Source organism: Streptomyces sp. NPDC020958 (genome assembly GCF_055562175.1).
In genome coordinates this window covers 56,959-73,478 of record NZ_JBVHFU010000026.1, presented here as the reverse complement: position 1 = coordinate 73,478, position 16,520 = coordinate 56,959, and the positions used below count along the sequence as shown (strand labels likewise).

At 71.9% G+C, this 16,520-nt stretch carries 12 protein-coding genes; 8 read left to right on the top strand and 4 right to left on the bottom strand.

Features of this window, described 5'->3' with window-relative positions; genetic code table 11:
- From ACZ3KP_RS39610 to ccrA, 4 genes are all read left to right on the top strand, one after another.
- A partial coding sequence (locus ACZ3KP_RS39610) for an SDR family NAD(P)-dependent oxidoreductase (RefSeq protein WP_467505845.1) occupies window positions 1–2,952 on the top strand: 2,952 nt, incomplete at its 5' end.
- A 5-nt stretch (window positions 2,953–2,957) separates the two neighbouring features.
- The gene (locus ACZ3KP_RS39605; RefSeq protein ID WP_360519427.1) at window positions 2,958–3,587 is read left to right on the top strand and encodes a UbiX family flavin prenyltransferase; all 630 of its coding nucleotides are present in this window, start codon (window positions 2,958–2,960) and stop codon (window positions 3,585–3,587) included.
- Complete coding sequence (locus tag ACZ3KP_RS39600) at window positions 3,584–5,041, top strand: UbiD family decarboxylase (RefSeq protein WP_467505842.1); 1,458 nt, start codon at window positions 3,584–3,586, stop codon at window positions 5,039–5,041. Before ACZ3KP_RS39605 ends, ACZ3KP_RS39600 begins: the two co-directional genes overlap by 4 nt.
- Window positions 5,042–5,068: 27 nt before the next feature.
- The gene (gene ccrA, locus ACZ3KP_RS39595; protein WP_467505840.1) at window positions 5,069–6,403 is read left to right on the top strand and encodes a crotonyl-CoA carboxylase/reductase; all 1,335 of its coding nucleotides are present in this window, start codon (window positions 5,069–5,071) and stop codon (window positions 6,401–6,403) included.
- On the opposite strand, the gene ACZ3KP_RS39590 is transcribed toward ccrA, so the two are convergent.
- The 4 genes from ACZ3KP_RS39590 to ACZ3KP_RS39575 all read right to left on the bottom strand — a co-directional run bounded on the left by ACZ3KP_RS39590 (window position 6,400) and on the right by ACZ3KP_RS39575 (window position 11,718).
- On the bottom strand, window positions 6,400–6,915 hold the full coding sequence (locus ACZ3KP_RS39590; protein ID WP_467505847.1) for a helix-turn-helix domain-containing protein: 516 nt from the start codon (window positions 6,913–6,915) through the stop codon (window positions 6,400–6,402). The genes ccrA and ACZ3KP_RS39590 overlap by 4 nt on opposite strands.
- Window positions 6,797–7,276 (bottom strand): helix-turn-helix domain-containing protein, encoded by a 480-nt coding sequence (locus tag ACZ3KP_RS39585; RefSeq protein ID WP_467505838.1) that lies wholly within the window; start codon window positions 7,274–7,276, stop codon window positions 6,797–6,799. Before ACZ3KP_RS39585 ends, ACZ3KP_RS39590 begins: the two co-directional genes overlap by 119 nt.
- A 127-nt stretch (window positions 7,277–7,403) precedes the next feature.
- A complete protein-coding gene (locus tag ACZ3KP_RS39580) occupies window positions 7,404–8,921 on the bottom strand; it encodes a CoA transferase (RefSeq protein ID WP_467505836.1) in 1,518 nt (505 codons plus the stop codon).
- A gap of 16 nt (window positions 8,922–8,937) precedes the next feature.
- Entirely contained in the window at window positions 8,938–11,718 is a 2,781-nt protein-coding gene (locus ACZ3KP_RS39575) for a LuxR C-terminal-related transcriptional regulator (RefSeq protein ID WP_467505834.1), read from the bottom strand.
- A gap of 460 nt (window positions 11,719–12,178) precedes the next feature.
- On the opposite strand from ACZ3KP_RS39575, the gene ACZ3KP_RS39570 reads away from it, so the two are divergent.
- The 4 genes from ACZ3KP_RS39570 to ACZ3KP_RS39555 are packed head-to-tail and all read left to right on the top strand — an operon-like array spanning window position 12,179 to window position 16,517.
- On the top strand, window positions 12,179–12,919 hold the full coding sequence (locus tag ACZ3KP_RS39570; protein WP_467505832.1) for a thioesterase II family protein: 741 nt from the start codon (window positions 12,179–12,181) through the stop codon (window positions 12,917–12,919).
- A gap of 30 nt (window positions 12,920–12,949) precedes the next feature.
- On the top strand, window positions 12,950–13,762 hold the full coding sequence (locus ACZ3KP_RS39565) for a cyclase family protein (RefSeq protein WP_457737737.1): 813 nt from the start codon (window positions 12,950–12,952) through the stop codon (window positions 13,760–13,762).
- Window positions 13,759–15,171 (top strand): MmgE/PrpD family protein, encoded by a 1,413-nt coding sequence (locus ACZ3KP_RS39560; RefSeq protein ID WP_467505829.1) that lies wholly within the window; start codon window positions 13,759–13,761, stop codon window positions 15,169–15,171. The genes ACZ3KP_RS39565 and ACZ3KP_RS39560 overlap by 4 nt, the downstream gene beginning before the upstream one ends.
- Before the next feature lie 32 nt (window positions 15,172–15,203).
- Window positions 15,204–16,517, top strand: coding sequence for a cytochrome P450 (locus ACZ3KP_RS39555; RefSeq protein WP_382273564.1), 1,314 nt, complete (start codon window positions 15,204–15,206; stop codon window positions 16,515–16,517).
- Window positions 16,518–16,520 lie beyond the last annotated feature (3 nt).

Genomic DNA, 16,520 nt, shown 5'->3' with positions numbered 1-16,520 from the left:
GACGACGGTGAGGCGGTGCTGGCCGCGGTCGGGCACCTCTGGGCGAACGGTGTCGCCGTGGACTGGGCGCCGGCTTTCGCGGGCCTGGACGCGCGTCGGGTGGCGCTGCCGACCTACGCGTTCCAGCACCAGCGCTTCTGGCCCGAGATCAGCGCGGCCGCCGGCGACGCGACGAGCACCGGGAGTCAGTTCGACAGTGAGCTGTGGGCGTCGGTGGAGCAGCAGGACACCGGAACCCTCGCGGAAACCTTGGGTGTCGACAGCGCGCTGGCCGCGTCGATGCTGCCGGCTCTGGCGTCGTGGCGTGACCGGCATCGCGACGCAGAGACCGTGAACGGCTGGCGCTACCGGGAAGCCTGGAAGCCGCTGAACATCAGGTCGTCCTCCAGCAAGGATCGTCGCTGGGCCGTGGTCGTTCCGGCGGGAAGGAGCGACGACGCGCTCGTCGACGCCGTGACCGGTGCACTGGGAACCGATGTCACCGTGGTGGAACACGGCGACATGCACACAGCGGAACACGGCAGCCACCCGCTGGGGGACAACGACGGCACCGCGATCGGATCCCGCTTCGACGGCATCCTGTTCCTTTCCGCTGTGGGGGGATCTGACCCGGCGACCGTGCTGACCACCGTCACGGACCTCCTGTCCAAGATGCCGGACGACGGGGTCCCGCTCTGGGTGGTGACGCGCGGCGCGGTCTCCGTCGGCGCGCAGGATCCGGTCACCGCGCCCGGGCAGGCCGCAGTCTGGGGCCTCGGGCGGGTCGCCGCGCTGGAGCAACCCGCCGTCTGGGGCGGCCTGATCGACCTGCCGGCCCAGCTCGACGCCCGCAGCGCCCGAGCGCTGGCCGCCGTGCTCTCGGACGCTGCCGGCGAGGACCAGATCGCCATCCGCCCGGCCGGCACGTTCGGCCGTCGGCTGACGCACGCCGCCGCGCCCGGCGGACCGGCGCCGTGGACCACCTCGGGAACCGCCCTCATCACGGGCGGCACCGGCGGCCTGGGCGCCCACGTCGCCCGCTGGATCACCGAGCGCGGCGCCGAGCATGTGGTCCTCGTCAGCCGGCGCGGCCCGGACGCGGACGGCGCGGATCTGCTGCGCCTCGAGTTGGAGACTGCCGGCGCCCGGGTCACCGTCGCGGCCTGTGACGTCACCGACCGCGACGCGCTTGCCCAAGTGGTCTCGGAGATTCCCGAGGAGTGGCCACTGCGCACAGTGGTGCACGCCGCCGGTGTCATGGGCGATCCCACGCTCCTGACCGCGCTGACGCCCCGCCTGCTCCGCCACCAGCTCGACCCGAAGGTCGACGGCGCCCGCCACCTCGACGAGCTCACGCGCGACCTCGAGCTGGACGCCTTCGTGCTCTTCTCCTCCGGGGCGGGCGTCTGGGGCGGCGGTGGCCAGGGCGCCTACGCGGCAGCCAATGCCTTCCTGGACGGCCTGGCCGCCTGGCGCCGGAGTCACGGCCGCCCCGCGACGTCGGTGGCCTGGGGCTCCTGGGCCGAGGGCGGCATGCTGGCCGACGCCGAAAGCGAGCACCGTGAGCATTTGGGCCTGCTCGGCCTGGTCCCCATGCGTCCCCACCTGGCACTGGCCGCCCTGCAGCGCGTCCTGCACGACGACGAGACCGGTCTCGTGGTCACCGATCTGGACTGGGCCAGGTTTGCCCCGGTCTTCACAGCGGCCCGGCCGAGCCCGTTGCTGTCCGATCTTCCCGAGGCAGCGGTCGCCCTGGTGCAGCCGGACGCCGCGAGTACGGAGCGGCCGGCCCTACGGCTCGCCGGACTGTCCGCTGCCGAGCGTGAGGAGGCCCTGCTCACCCTGGTACGGGAGGCGGTCGCGGCGGTTCTCGGGCACGCGCCCGGGACGCAGGTCGACGACGAGCAGCCGTTCAAGGAGCTCGGCTTCGACTCGCTGACCGCGGTCGAGCTGCGCAACGTCCTGCAGACCAGGACGGGGGTCGGCCTCGCCGCCGGGGTGGTGTTCGACCACCCGGATCCGCGCAGCCTGGCCAAGGCCCTGGCCGCGGCTCTCCGGCCGACGGAGCACGCCGAGCCGCAGGAGGCGCAGCCCGACTACTTCGGTGAGCTCTTTCTTCAGGCCATGCGGACCGGCGAGCCGGCGCAGGCCCAGCAGCTCATGGCCGGCGCTGCGCAACTGCGCCTCAAGTACGGCGATCAGGCCGGACCGGAAGCCGTGCCCGAGATCGTGCGGCTGGGCCGGGGACAGCTGGGCCCGCAGCTGATCCTCGTGTGCCCGACCGTCATGACAACCGGGCCGCAGGTCTACAGCCGGCTCGCGGAGGAGCTGGACGCCGGACGACGGGTATCGGCGCTGGTGCCGCCCGGGTTCCACGGTGGCCAGGCGCTGCCCGCCACCCTGACGGTCCTGGTGCGCAGCCTGGCGGACGTGGTGCAGGCCGAGGTGGCGGACGGGGAGTTCGCGCTGGCCGGGCACTCCTCGGGCGGCGTGGTGGCGTACGAGGTGGCCAAGGAGCTGGAGGCGCGCGGCCTGGCGCCGCGCGGGGTGGTGCTGATCGACTCGTACAGCTTCGACGGCGACGGCGGGCGGCCAGAGGAGCTGTTCCGCAGCGCGCTCAACGAGCGCTTCGTCGAGTATCTGCGCCTGACGGGCGGCGGCAACCTGTCCCAGCGCATCACCGCCCAGGTCTGGTGCCTGGAACTGCTGCGTGGCTGGCGGCCGGAGGGGCTCACCGCGCCCACCCTGTACGTACGCCCGGCGCAGCCCCTCGTGGAGCAGGAGAAGCCCGAATGGCGCGGCGACGTCCTCGCGGCGATGGGGCAGGTGGTCGAGGCGCCCGGCGACCACTTCACGATCATCGAGGGCGAGCACGTCGCCTCGACCGCGCACATTGTCGGCGACTGGCTGCGTGAGGCGCACGCACACTACTCGACTGAGGGATGGGGCGGCGGCCTCCGGACGGAAGAATGACCGGCATGCGATTGATCGTTGCCATCACCGGCGCCACCGGTGCCGCGCTGGGCGTCCGCCTGCTCCAGCGGCTGCGGGCGGTCGGCTCGGTCGAGACCCATCTCGTGCTGAGCCGGTGGTCGAGGCCCACGATCGAGCTGGAGACGCCGTTCACCGTGGCGCAGGTACGCGACCTCGCGGACGTGAGCTACGGGTCGGCGGACCAGGCCGCCGCGATCTCGAGCGGCTCCTTCCGTGCGGCGGGAATGGTTGTGATCCCCTGCACCATGAAGACGCTCGCGGCGATCCGGGCCGGCTACGCGGACGACCTGGTCACCCGGGCGGCCGACGTGGTCATCAAGGAGCGGCGGCGTCTCGTGCTGGTGACGCGGGAGACGCCGCTGTCCCCGATTCACCTGGAGAACATGCTCGAGCTGGCCCGCATCGGCATCACGATCATGCCGCCGATGCCCGCCTACTACGCCCGCCCGCACGACCTCGACGACGTCGCGGACAACTTCGTCGGCCGGGTCCTCGACCAGTTCGGGCTGGAGACCGACGTCGTGCACCGCTGGGGTGGCCTGCACGTGAGTCCGTCCGGCATTCCGGTGCACAAGCTGACCGACGAGGGCTTCCTGAAGGGAACAGGTGAATGAAGCGACTCAAGGATCTCCGCGAGTACCTGGCGGTGCTGGAGGCGCACCAGGACGTCCGGGAGATCGACGAGCCCGTGGACCCGCACCTGGAGGCCGGGGCGGCCGCCCGCTGGACGTACGAGAATCGCGGTCCGGCCCTGATGTTGAACGACCTGACCGGGACCGGCCGGTTCTGCCGGATCCTGGCCGCGCCCGCCGGGCTCAGCACCATCCCCGGGTCCCCGCTGGCGCGCGTCGCGCTCTCGCTCGGGCTGGACGTCTCCGCCACGGCGCACGAGATCGTGGACTCCCTGGCGGCCGCCCGTACCCGTGAGCCGGTCGCGCCGGTCGTCGTGGACTCGGCGCCGTGTCAGGACAACGTGCTGCTCGGCGACGACGCGAACCTCGACCGCTTCCCGGCGCCGCTGCTGCACGAGGGCGACGGCGGGCCCTATCTCAACACCTGGGGCACGATCATAGTCTCGACCCCCGACGGGTCGTTCACCAACTGGGCCATCGCCCGGGTGATGAAGATCGACGGCAAACGGATGACGGGTACGTTCATCCCGACGCAACACCTCGGGCAGATCCGCAAGTTGTGGGACAACCTCGGGCAGCCGATGCCGTTCGCCATCGTCCAGGGCACTGAGCCGGGCATCCCGTTCGTCGCGAGCATGCCGTTGCCCGACGGGATGGAGGAGGTGGGCTTCCTGGGCGCGTACTTCGGCGAGCCGCTGGAGCTGGTCCGGGCGAAGACCGTCGACCTGCTGGTGCCCGCGAGTGCCGAGATCGTCATCGAGGGGCACGTCATGCCCGGGCGCACGGCGGTCGAGGGGCCGATGGGCGAGTACGCCGGCTACCAGCCGCGCCACACCAGCATGCAACCGGAGTACGTGGTCGACGCGATCACCTACCGCGACGACCCGATCTGGCCCATTTCGGTCGCCGGGGAGCCGGTCGACGAGACACACACCGCGTGGGGCCTGGTCACGGCGGCCGAGGCGCTGGCCCTGCTGCGTGCCGCGAAGCTGCCGGTCGCCACGGCGTGGATGCCGTTCGAGGCCGCCGCCCACTGGCTGATCGTGTGTCTTACCGAGGACTGGCGTGAGCGGATGCCCGGGCTGAGCCGTGACGGCATCTGCTTGCGCATCTCGCAGGTCCTCGCCGCCACCCGGATCGAGGCCATGATGACGCGCGTCTTCGTGCTCGACGACGACGTCGACCCGTCGGACCAGACCGAGCTGGCCTGGGCCATCGCAACCCGGGTGAGTCCCGCACACGGTCGCTTGGTCCGTCACGGCATGATCAACCCGCTCGCGGGCTGCTACTCCGCCGAGGAGCGGCGGCTCGGCTACGGGCCCAAGGCCGTCCTCAACGGGCTCCTGCCGCCGATGGCCGAGCGCAGCCGGCGCAGCTCCTTCCGCCACACCTACCCCGAGCCGGTGCGGCAGCGGGTCATCGAGCTCCTTGCCTGACAGCCCTACTCACCTGTGAGGTCATCCATGGACGAGATCCGTCAGGCGATCGTGCACGGGGACTACGCGGCGGCGGCCAGCCTGCCGGTGCCGGAGTCCTACCGCGCCGTGACCGTGCATGCGGACGAGACCGACATGTTCGAGGACATGGCGCCGGCCGACCGTGACCCGCGCAAGTCCCTGCACGTCGACGAGGTGCCCACCCCGGAGCTGGGCCCGGGAGAGGCCCTGGTCGCGGTGATGGCGAGCGCCATCAACTACAACACCGTGTGGACCTCGATCTTCGAGCCGATCCCCACCTTCACCTTCCTGCGCCGCTACGGCCGGTCCAACCCGCTGGCCAAGCGGCACGACCTGCCCTACCACGTCGTCGGCTCGGACCTGTCGGGCGTGGTGCTGCGCACCGGCCCCGGCGTGCATGCCTGGCGGCCGGGGGACGAGGTGGTCGCGCACTGCCTCAGCGTCGAGCTGGAGGGCCCGGACGGCCACAACGACGCGATGCTCGACAGCGAGCAGCGGATCTGGGGCTTCGAGACCAACTTCGGCGGTCTGGCCGAGATCGCCTTGGTCAAGTCGACCCAGCTCATGCCCAAGCCGCCCCACCTGACCTGGGAGGAGGCGGCCTCACCGGGGCTGGTCAACTCCACTGCCTATCGCCAACTCGTCTCCCGTAACGGCGCGGACCTGAAGCAAGGCGACACCGTGCTGATCTGGGGCGCTTCCGGCGGTCTCGGCTCGTACGCCACTCAGTACGCACTCAACGGCGGCGCCATCCCGGTGTGCGTCGTGTCCAGCCCGGACAAGGCGGAGGTGTGCCGGGCGATGGGCGCGGAGTACGTCATCGACCGCAGCGCGGACGGCTACCGCTTCTGGAAGGACGACCACACGCAGGACCCGAAGGAGTGGCGTCGCTTCGGTACCCGGATCCGCGAGCTGACCGGCGGCGACGACCCGGACATCGTATTCGAGCACCCGGGCCGGGAGACCTTCGGCGCCTCCGTCTACGTGGCCCGCCGCGGAGGCACGATCGTCACCTGCGCGTCGACCTCGGGCTATGAACACCAGTTCGACAATCGCTATCTATGGATGAACCTCAAGCGCGTCATCGGGACGCACTTCGCCAACTACCGCGAGGCATGGGAAGCCAACCGGCTCGTCGCGAAGGCGCAGATCCACCCGACGCTGTCCACGACATATCCGCTGGAGCAGACCGGCCACGCGGTCCTCGACCTGCACCGCAACGTGCATCAGGGCAAGGTGGGCGTCCGCGTGCTGGCCCCTGCGGAGGGCCTGGGCGTCCACGACCACGAGCTGCGGGAGCGGCACCTGAAGTCCATCAACCGGTTCCGCAGCATCCCCTAGCGAGCGGCCCGGGAGCTCATCGAGGTGGCCGCCGGGGGCAGCCGCGAGCCGGTGTCGCCGACCACCCGCGAGGCGGACGGGGCGAGGTTCCGCCGGTCCTCGCCGCACTGTTCGACAGGGCTGGCACGGCCGCGCCTCGCAGTCGGCGAGGCTGATGTCGGCTTCCAGTGAGCTTGTCGGTCAGCAGGCCGAACCACCGCTCGACCTGGTTCATCCAGGGTCTTTGCCGAGCCACGTCCTGATCTCGGCGGTGTTGTGGGTGGCGTAGTTGTCACAGACGAGGTGCACGTCGAGTCCGGCGGGCACCGCGGGCGGTGGTACGGGCCGACGACGTCGACGATCTCCTCGACCTGGTCGAGAAGGATCGAAGGCGGCCGGCCCGAGCGCGGCTCGTCATGCAGACCATCGAGGCGTTTTGCGATGAATCGGGCCCGCCAGCGGTCCACGGTCGACCTGTCGATGCCGAGGTCGGCCGTAGCCCGCTGGTTCGTCCCGCCCTCCCCGCAGCGCAGCACGATCCTTGGCCCGCAACGCGAGGAACTGGGCGGTCCTGGCCTGCCGCGCCCACTGCTGTAGCTGCCCGCGCTCAGCATCGTCGAGGATCAGGTCGGCCTTCGGCCGGCCAGTCCAGCCGGCGTCCTCAAGCCCGGCCATCCGCTCTGCGGCGAACGCCCGACGCCACTCGCCGACCGTCGTGGCCTGGACACCGACGAGCCGCGCGACAGCCGCGTTCGACATGCCGTCAGCACACGCCAGGATGATGCGGGCCCTCTCGGCCGAACGCCGGTGCGGCAGTCCCGTCCCGCGCACCGACTCGGCACGCTCAGCCTCGGACAGCATGATCTCCACAGCAGAAGGCGCCGGGTACGACATGCCAACAGGGTAGTAACTGACCCTCAGGATCTCTGGCGCATCACACTCTTGGTGCTGCCGGCCGGATTCGGCGGCGGCAGGTGGATCGGCGCCCGCTGGCCCGGCGGTGCGTGCCTGTCCGGACCCGTCAGCCGATCCACTCCGGGCGGCTCGAGCCCCGCGGCACGAGGACCGTGCGGTAGCGGCCGGGCGTGGCGGACATGCGGACCTGCTCGGTGACGCCCTGGTAGTGCCCGAGGGGGGTCTCGGCGGTGAACAGCTCCGGGTCGTGGTAGGCGTGCTCGGGGCCGCGGCCGGCGGTGGCGTGGGCGTAGTCGCGGTCGAAGATGCCTAGTCCGAGGATCCACAGCGCGGTCCGGGTCAGCGACACGTGGACGCGGTAGCTGCCCCCGAGCACAGCCCGTCGGCACAGAGCCTCGATCGCCCCCGCGGCCATCAGCCACGCGACAATGTAGTCGTTGACCACGAGAATCGGCGGGAGGGCGGGTTCCGTACCCGTCCCGCCCAGGCCGCCCTCCAGGTGCATCATGCCGGTCAGGCTGCCCGCGCTCTGGTCGAAGCCGACGCGCCCGGCCCACGGCCCGTCCGGCCCGTTGAGCGAGGCGGTGACGTGCACGATCCCGGGTCGCTCGGCCGCCGCCTGCTCCGCCGACAGCCCGATGCGGTCGAGGTGGCCGGGGCGGCGGTTGGCGTAGAAGACATCTGCTCCCGTCAGCAACCTGCGCAGGGTCGCCGCGTCGTCGGCCGCGCGAGGGTTCAGCGTGGTGGAACGCACGCCCACGTTCGCCGTGGCGTAGGTGACCGGGTGCTCCAGCTGCATCGGGTGCCACACGTTGAGCACGTCCGCGCCGTGCAGGGCGAGCGCCCGCCCGGTCCCGGCGCCGGCGATGACGTGGCCCATGCCCAGCGCCCGTACGCCGGTCAGCGGGTCCGGTACGCCGGGCGGCAGCGGCTCGGGTGCGGAGTCGCCGATGCGCTCCACGGTGACCAGCGGCAGGCGCGCCAGGTGGTCGCGGTAGTGCGGCTCCGCGAGCAGCTCGGCGGTGGTGCGCAGCATCGGCAGCACGCAACCGGCCTCGGCGGCCGCCTCCTCCAGTTCCCGGCCGGCCCAGCGGGCGACGGCGGCCCGCACGGCCGCCACGTCGTCCGGCACGCCGAGCAGCTTCTGGGCGGCGACCTTGATCTTCGGGTACGGGTTGAGTGGCATCACCCAGCGGTCGTCGGCCGTGCGGTAGAAGCCGAACGCGAAGGCCGCGCTGCCCGCGTTCGCAGGCGACCCGAGCAGGTGACCGTTGATCTTCTCCCAGCGCCCGTCGTAGAAGGGGCACAGGCGATGCGGGGTGACGCGCAGGTCGACCGCGATGTCCTGGCCCTGCCCGCCGCGCAGCCGCCACAGCTTGGCCACCGCCACTGCCTTGGTGGCCAGGGCGATCGCCGAGGCACCACCCAGGCGCAGCGTGCTGGGCACCACGGGATCCGCCCCGGCGAAGCCGATCCGCCCGCCGCTGTCCGCCGGGCTGATCCCGATCCCGGCCAGCACCTCGGTCAGCGCCGCGTGCGGGTCGAAGTCGTCGTGGGTCGCCGGGCTGGACACCGCGGCCGTGACCCGGCCGGTCAGATCCGTCTCGCTTTGTGTGCTCGTCACCGTGCCGTTCTCCGATTCAAGGGGTGGGAACACCCGCGTCCTCCAGCTGCAGCGAGGCGAGCGCGTCCCGGAGGCTGGCCCGGGACGTGATGTCCAGCTTGGGGAAGGCCCGGTAGAGATGGTTGGCCACGGTCCGGGGCGAGAGGAACAGCCGCTTGCCGATCTGCTTGTTCGTCAGCCCGTTGGCGGCGAGCCGGACGATCGCCAGCTCCTGCGGCGTCAGTGCGGCCGACTCGGCCGGCTCGGCGGCGGTGTCGCGGTCGCCGGCGGCGCGCAGCTCGGCCTTGGCCCGGGCCGCCCAGCGCAGCGCGCCGAGGTCATGGAACGAGTTGAGGGCGGTGCGCAGGTGGCGCCGGGCCTCGTGGGTCGCCCGGACCCGGCGCAGGTGCTCGCCGTACGCGAGCTGGACGCGAGCGCGGTCGTAGGGCAGGCGGTTGACGCCCGGCAAGGCGAGCGCGGTCTCGTAGTTCCGGGCGGCCTTGGCCCGGGGTGCCACCAGGGCGGCGCAGGCCGCCGTCTGCAGTGCCAGCCGGGGCGACAGCGACGCCATCTCCGACGCCTGCATCGCCCGGACGTGCCGCTCGGCCTCGCGGTGCCGCTCGGTGTGGACGGTGGCCAGGACGATGTCGAAGGACATCTGCATGTGCTCGATCGACGAGGACTTCGTCAGGTCGGGCAGGCCGGCCTCCGCCACGTACTGGTAGGCCGCCTCGAAATCGGCGGCGCCGAGGGCGTCGAGCATCCGTGCGTGCGCGGCGAGCAGCAGTACCACCCGCGCGTCGCGAGGCACCGCCCAGGCGACCATCTCACGGGTCAGCGCCCGCGCACGCTCGGTGTCGCCGCGCAGCGCGGCGAGGATGGCGACGCTGCCTTCGGTGAGCCAGAAGAGGGCCCGCTGGCTGTTCCCCTCGCAGAGGCGGGTGATCTCCTCACTGAGTGTGTCCACGTCAGACCAGCGCCCATGCGTCAGAGCGTCGGCGCACAGGAAGTTGAGGGCCCGGATCGCGTGGGTCGTGGGCTGCAGGCCGTTCCGGCCGCTCTGCGCCACCCGCCACAGGGCGGCCCGCATCTCGCCCAGCCGGTCGACCGGGGCACACGCCTCGGCCAGCCGGATGATCCTGTTGTGGTCCTTGTCCGTCATCGCGGAGGCGATCTCCCGGTCGACGACCGCGAGCCGAGCGACGTCGGCTCGTGCGGGATCCGCGGCCGCCTGCCACACCGTGACCTCGAACGTGGTCAGATGCCGGCGGTATTCGTCGATCAGCCGCAGGAAGACATCCCACAGCTCGGGGCGGCCGCTGAGCCGGCAGACGCGCAGCAGCGTCCAGAGCGCGGACTTGAGCAGGATGACGCTTTCCATCCGTTCCTCGCTGCGCGCCCGCAGGGCCGAGACCAGCAGGCCCGAGGCGGTGTCGGCGTCCCCCTCGCTGAGCAGGAACGTCTTGGCCGCCGTCACGATCGCCGGCAAGGTGTCGTCGAAGTCCGGGTCGCTCTCGCGGGCGTCCCGCAGCAGCTGGGACACGGCAGTGAGGTCACCCGTCGCGTCTACGCTTATCGCCGCCGCGTAGCCGAACCGGCGAGCCCGCTGCCGAGGGTCGGCGCTCAGGTCCGCGGCTCGCGTCATCAGCCGTACGGCGCTGACGACCGCCCCGCGGCTCATCGCCTTCACGGCCGCGTCGTGCACCAGCTTCGCGGTCGTGCTGTCGGTGGCGATGACGGACTGGGACAGGTGCCAGGCGTGCAGCTCAGGCCGGTCGGCGAGCGCCTGGGCCAGGCGGCGGTGCGCCTCGCGGCGCTCAGCGGGTGAGGCGAGCGCGACGACGGTCGCCCGGGCGAGCGGGCGCCGGAAGACGAGCCGGTTGCCTGTGTCGTCCACCCGGGCGAGCCGGGCCTCCTCGGCATCTCGGACGGCGGCTTCGAGTGTTTCCCCGGCTAACGCCTCGAGCGTGATGAGGTCCCCGGTCCCCTCGAGGGCGGCGGCGAGGAGCACGTCGCGGGTGCCGGCCGACAGCGACGACACCTGCGGGCGGTAGATCTCCTGCAGGCGCTCGGTCAGCGGCAGGATCGTCGGCAGGGCGGCGGCCACCTCGCTCTGCGTGCGGGTCAGCGGAAGGGGCAGCTCACGCAGGGCCAGCGGATTGCCTTCGGCCTCCGCCACGATCCGTCGGCGCACCCGCCCGGACAGCAGCGGGAAGTGCCGCTCCAACAGGGCGTACGCGGCGTCCTCGTGCAGTGGTTCGAGCTGGTGCGTCGCCGGCCCGTGCCGCCCGGCCCCGGCATGCACCGTGCCGATCATCCGTGCTCCCGTGCCGCCCAGCCGGGCGGCGAGCATGCTCAGCGCCTGGTAGCTGGTGGGGTCCATCCGGTCCAGGTCGTCGGAGGCGATGAGCAGGCTGGTCGCGCGTGTTTGGCGCAGAACGGCGCGGACCGTGCCGACCAGCGTGGACAGTTTTACCCGCCCGCCGTCCTGGCAGTGCTGCACGGCGTTGGCGAAGCGCTTTTCCTGAGCCGGATCGCCCGCGACGACCTCGAGCAGCAGGCCCAGCAGGTCGGTCAGGCCGGAGCCGGCCGCGTGCCCGGCGGTGCCGGCCACGCGCAGCACGACCAGGCCGCGAGCCTGGGCACGGGCGATCCCGTACTCCAGCAGTGCGGTCTTCCCGATGCCGGTCGGGCCGGAGAAGATCAGGGCCCCGCCGTGGCTCGCGCCGTCGCCAAGGAAAAGATCCACCATGCGCAGCGTATCGTCGCGGCCCAGCAGATCATCCTCGAAGTGGCCGACGCCGGGCGATCCGGTCACTAAGCCGAACCCTCTCGATAACCGTGGGGAGATGCTGCCGCAATCGTGCAACGTTTCACGACCTCCAGATGAGCACCGGCTGATGCCACTACGGAAAATCGTCGCCCACAGCCGGAGCTTGACGCAATGTCCTGACGTGCACTCCCTGCCGGGTACTCCAGGGCAACTCGCGTGGACCGCAGAGGCCACTACGGTTGGTGCCGATCACAGGGTTGAGCTGCGGATATGCCGGATCGTCGGTGGCCGGTGCGAGCCTGTTGCATTCGACCCCCGTCGAACTCCTCCGGGTCTCGTCCCGCGTGATCACCCACGCCACGGGACGCTCGGGCCGACAACTACCAGGTTCGAGGATACCGGCCGCCGCCGCGGGCCGGTCACGATGTGCAGACGTGAGGAAAGCGGTGCCGCACAAAGGAGAAAAATGGTCGTGAAGAGCTCACCCTCGCATTTTCAGAAATGGGTGAGGACTTTCCAACCGGCCCCCGGCGGCACCGTCCGTCTGGTCTGCCTGCCGCACGCCGGCGGGTCCGCGAGCTTCTTCTTCCCCATGGCCAAGGCCTTCGGCCCCGGCGTCGAGTTCATGGCCGTGCAGTACCCGGGCCGGCAGGACCGGCGCCACGAGCCCGGCATCGACTCCGTCGACGAGTACGCGGACGAGATCTTCGCCGTGCTGCGGCAACTCGACGACCGGCCCCTGGTGCTCTTCGGGCACAGCATGGGCGCCGTGCTCGCCTACGAGGTTGCGCTCCGCCTGCGCCGGGCCGGGCTGCCCGCGCCGGCGCGCCTCTTCGTCTCCGGGCGGCGGGCCCCGTCCCGCTATCGCGACGAGAACGTGCACCAGGCCCCGGACGCGCGGATCGTGGCCGAGCTCCGTCGGCTCGGCGGCCCGCACCAGGGCATGCTGGCAGATCCCGAAGTGCTCTCCCTGGTGCTGCCCGCCATCCGCAGCGACTACCGGGCGATCGAAACCTACCGGCACGACGCCACGGCCCGCCTCGACTGCCCGGTGACCGTGCTCGTCGGCGACGCCGACCCGCGCGTCTCGATCGACGAGGCGCGGGCCTGGGCCCAGCACACTACGGCGCCGACCGAGGTGGAGGTCTTCCCCGGCGGCCACTTCTACCTCGTCGAGCAGAGCAGCGCCGTCATCGGCCTCATGGCCGACAGGCTGAGCGCCGCCCAGGCGGAACCCCGCTGCTGAGGCTCCGTCCGATCTCGTCAGGGGTGATGCATGACCGATGCCTTGCTGGCCGCGCTGGCCAAGGGAACACGCACGATCGAGCTCGGACAGCCGCTCTTCACCGGGATGCCCTGCTCGCCCAACCATCCCGGCTTCCGGATGACCCTGGCCCGCCGGCACGGCGACATGCGCCGCCCGGACGGCGGCTCGGCCAGCAACGAGGTGATCGTCACCGGGGGCCACGTGGGCACCCACATCGACGCGCTCGCCCACGTCAGCCAGGGGGGCAAGCTGTACGGCGGCGTGGACGCGGAAGCCGCCCAGCGCGGCGGCGCGTTCACCGAGCTCGGTGCCGAACTGATCCCCCCGCTGATCACCCGGGCAGTGCTGCTCGACGTGGCGGGCACCCGGGGGGTGGACGTGCTCGACCCCGGCTACGGCGTGACCCGCCAGGACCTCGAGGACGCGGCCGAGCGGGCCGGGGCGCTGCCCGAGCCCGGTGACGTCGTGCTGGTGCGCACCGGCTGGGCCACCCATTTCCACGACGCCGGCACCTATCTGGGCCGGGCGACCGGCGTACCCGGAATCACCGAGGACGCTGCGGCCTGGCTGGCAGCTCACGACATCACCGCCACTGGCGCCGACACGACGGCGTACGAGCGGATCCCGCCGGGGGAGGGCCATCGGACGCTGCCGGTGCACCGCCTGCTGCTGGTCGAGCACGGCATTCACATCATGGAACACCTCGCCCTCGAACAGGCCGCCGCCGAGGGGTTGACCGAGTTCGCCATCGTCGTGGCGCCGTTGCGCATCGTCGGCGGCACCGGCTCCCCGATCCGCCCGCTCGCGGTGGTGAGCGCATGAGCGCGACGCCGGCCGAGCAGCTCGGCGCGCTGGCGGCCCAGGCGGGGAAGGACGGCCTGCCGACAGCCCGGCGTGACGACGTCGCCGGGCGGGTCCTCGACCTGCTGGGCATCTGCTTGGCCGCGCTGTCCGAACGCCCGGCCGAGGTGGTCGTCGCCACCGTGGACGAGTGGGGCGGCGCGCCGGCCGCCACCGCGATCGGCTCGGCCGTTCGGCTGCCCGCCCCCTCGGCGGCGCTGGTCAACGGCACGCTCGGGCACTCGCTGGACTTCGACGACACGCATCTGCCCTCGGTGCTGCACCCGTCGGCCGCCGTCGTCCCGGCCGCCCTCGCCGTCGCGGAGCAGTACGACGTCTCCGGACCGGCGTTCCTGGACGCCGTCGCCGTGGGGGTCGAGGTCACCTGCCGGCTGGGCATGGCCGGATACGACCGGGAGCACGCAAACTCGGTCTTCTTCGACCGGGGGCAGCACGCCACGGCCATCTGCGGCACGGTCGGCGCCGCGGTCGCCGCGGGCATGCTCCAGGGGCTGACCGCCGACCAGCTCACCTCGGCGATCGGCATCGCGTGCAGCATGGGGTCCGGGGTCATCGAGGCCAACCGAACCGGCGGCACCGTGAAACGGGTGCACTGTGGCTGGGCGGCCCATGCCGGTGTAATCGCCGCGTCCCTGGCCCGGCACGGGCTGACCGGCCCGCCCACGGTGCTGGAGGGGCGCTTCGGCCTGCTACGAGCCTTCTGCGGCGAGCAGTTCGACATCGACGCGGTCACCGGGGAGCTGGGGGAGCGGTGGGAGAGCGACCGCATCTTCGTGAAGCCCTTCCCCTGCAATCACTTCACGCACGCCGGCGTGGAAGCGGCGCTGCGGCTGCGCCGGGCCGGGCTGAACCCGGCGGACCTCACCGGCATCACGCTGGGCGTGCCCGAGCCGGTGCTTCGCACGATCGCCGAGCCGCTGGCCGACAAGAGGCGGCCGCTGTCGGGCTACCACGGCGCGTTCAGCGGCCCGTACACGGTGGCTGCCGCCCTGCTCGGCAGCGGTGGCGGGCTCGGGGTGTCGCACGAGGACTTCACCGACAGCGCGGTGGCCGACCCGGACCGGCTCGCGCTGGCCGCCCTGGTGACCCCGGAGGCGGACCCGGACTGTACGCGGATCTTCCCGCACCAGTTCCCGGCGGTGCTGACCGTCCGGCTGTCCGGCGGCGAGGTGCTGCGGGAAAGGGTCGAGCACAACCTGGGCGGACCGGAGAACCCATTGACGCCTGCGGAGCTGACCACCAAGTTCCGCATGAACGCGGCGCGGGCGGTGGGCGAGGCCACCGCCACCGCACTTTCCGATCTGGTGGCGCGGCTGAGCTCGGACAGTCGGCCGACGATGTTCACCGCCCTGCTGCGTGCATCGGCATGACCCACGCGGTTCTTCGAACAGGGGAGACGACATTGTTCCTTCCGGACTCGGCGCGCTGGGCGCTCACCCACGGGCTGATCAGGCTGGCGATGCGCCGGGAAGCCGCCAAGGGCAACCCTGCCACGCTCCGGGTGACCGATCCGTCAGTACGACTGAACCCGTACGCGCACTACGAGACGATGCGCTCGGACCAGCCCTTCGTCGGCGGGCTCGGCAGCAAGATGACCGTGCGCCACGACGTCGCCAGCGAGGTGCTGCGCTCCGACGCCATGGGCGCCGCGGCGTTCGGCGGGGCGCCGGCGCCGATCCGGCGCATCCTGGCGGCGTTCGCCCCGAGCGCGGCGCGCAGCGTGTTCGAGCCGCCGTCCATGGTCGCGGTGGATCCGCCGTACCACACCCGCTATCGCAAGCTGGTCGTCCGGGCGTTCAGCGCGAAGGCGGTCAACGCGCTGCGGGTCAGGACCGAGGAGGTGGCCGCGACGCTGCTCGACGGCATCACCACGCGAGACCTGCGGGAGCCGGTCGACGTGGTCCAGACATACACGTCGCAGCTGCCCTCGGTGGTGATCTGCGAGATGCTGGGCGCCCCGACCGGCATGAGCGAGCAGTTCCTGCAGTGGAGCGACGCGGCGGCGAGCCCGCTCGACCCGGGCATGTCGCGCCGCCGCTTCCTGGCCGACCAGCGCCGGATCGACGCGTTGCTGGACTGGCTGCGTGGCCACTTCGACCACCTGCGCCACCATCCCGGCCAGGACATCATGTCCGACCTGGTCAACTCGACGGACGCCGAGGGACGCCGGCTGACCGAGGCCGAGTTGCTGGCCACCACCATGCTCGTGCTCGCCGCCGGCCTTGAGACCACGGTGAACCTGATGGCCAACGGCATCGCGCTGCTCGAGCAACATCCCGGCCAGCGGGCGCTGCTGGCGGAGCGGCCCGAGCTGTGGCCGAACGCCGTCGACGAGATGCTGCGCGTCGAGTCCCCGGTGCAGCGCATCTCCCGCCGGGCGCTGCGTGACACCGAGATCGCAGGGGTCCGGCTGGTCGAGGGCGAGATCGTCGTGGTCATGCTGGGCGCCGCGAACCGCGACCCCGAAGTGTTCACCGATCCGGCCGCCTTCGACGTCACCCGGGCCAACGCCGGCAAGCACCTGGCGTTCTCGACTGGCATCCACTACTGCCTCGGCGCCGCGCTGGCCAAGATGGAGGGCGAGGTCGGCTTCCGCGCGCTGTACGACCGCTTCCCGGACCTCACCCTGATCGACGAGGGGGAGCGGAAGCCGACGCGCAACCTGCGCGGCTTCAACCGGTTGATGGCCACGCTGGCCCCCACGCCGGTGCGCTGAGGC

Bases quoted from the DNA above. Each gene is read 5' to 3' on its own strand.
- ACZ3KP_RS39605 (WP_360519427.1), top strand. From the start codon at position 2,958: ATGCGATTGATCGTTGCCATCACCGGCGCCACCGGTGCCGCGCTGGGC.
- ACZ3KP_RS39600 (WP_467505842.1), top strand. From the start codon at position 3,584: ATGAAGCGACTCAAGGATCTCCGCGAGTACCTGGCGGTGCTGGAGGCG.
- ccrA (WP_467505840.1), top strand. From the start codon at position 5,069: ATGGACGAGATCCGTCAGGCGATCGTGCACGGGGACTACGCGGCGGCG.
- ACZ3KP_RS39585 (WP_467505838.1), bottom strand. From the start codon at position 7,276: ATGTCGTACCCGGCGCCTTCTGCTGTGGAGATCATGCTGTCCGAGGCT.
- ACZ3KP_RS39565 (WP_457737737.1), top strand. From the start codon at position 12,950: ATGACCGATGCCTTGCTGGCCGCGCTGGCCAAGGGAACACGCACGATC.
- ACZ3KP_RS39560 (WP_467505829.1), top strand. From the start codon at position 13,759: ATGAGCGCGACGCCGGCCGAGCAGCTCGGCGCGCTGGCGGCCCAGGCG.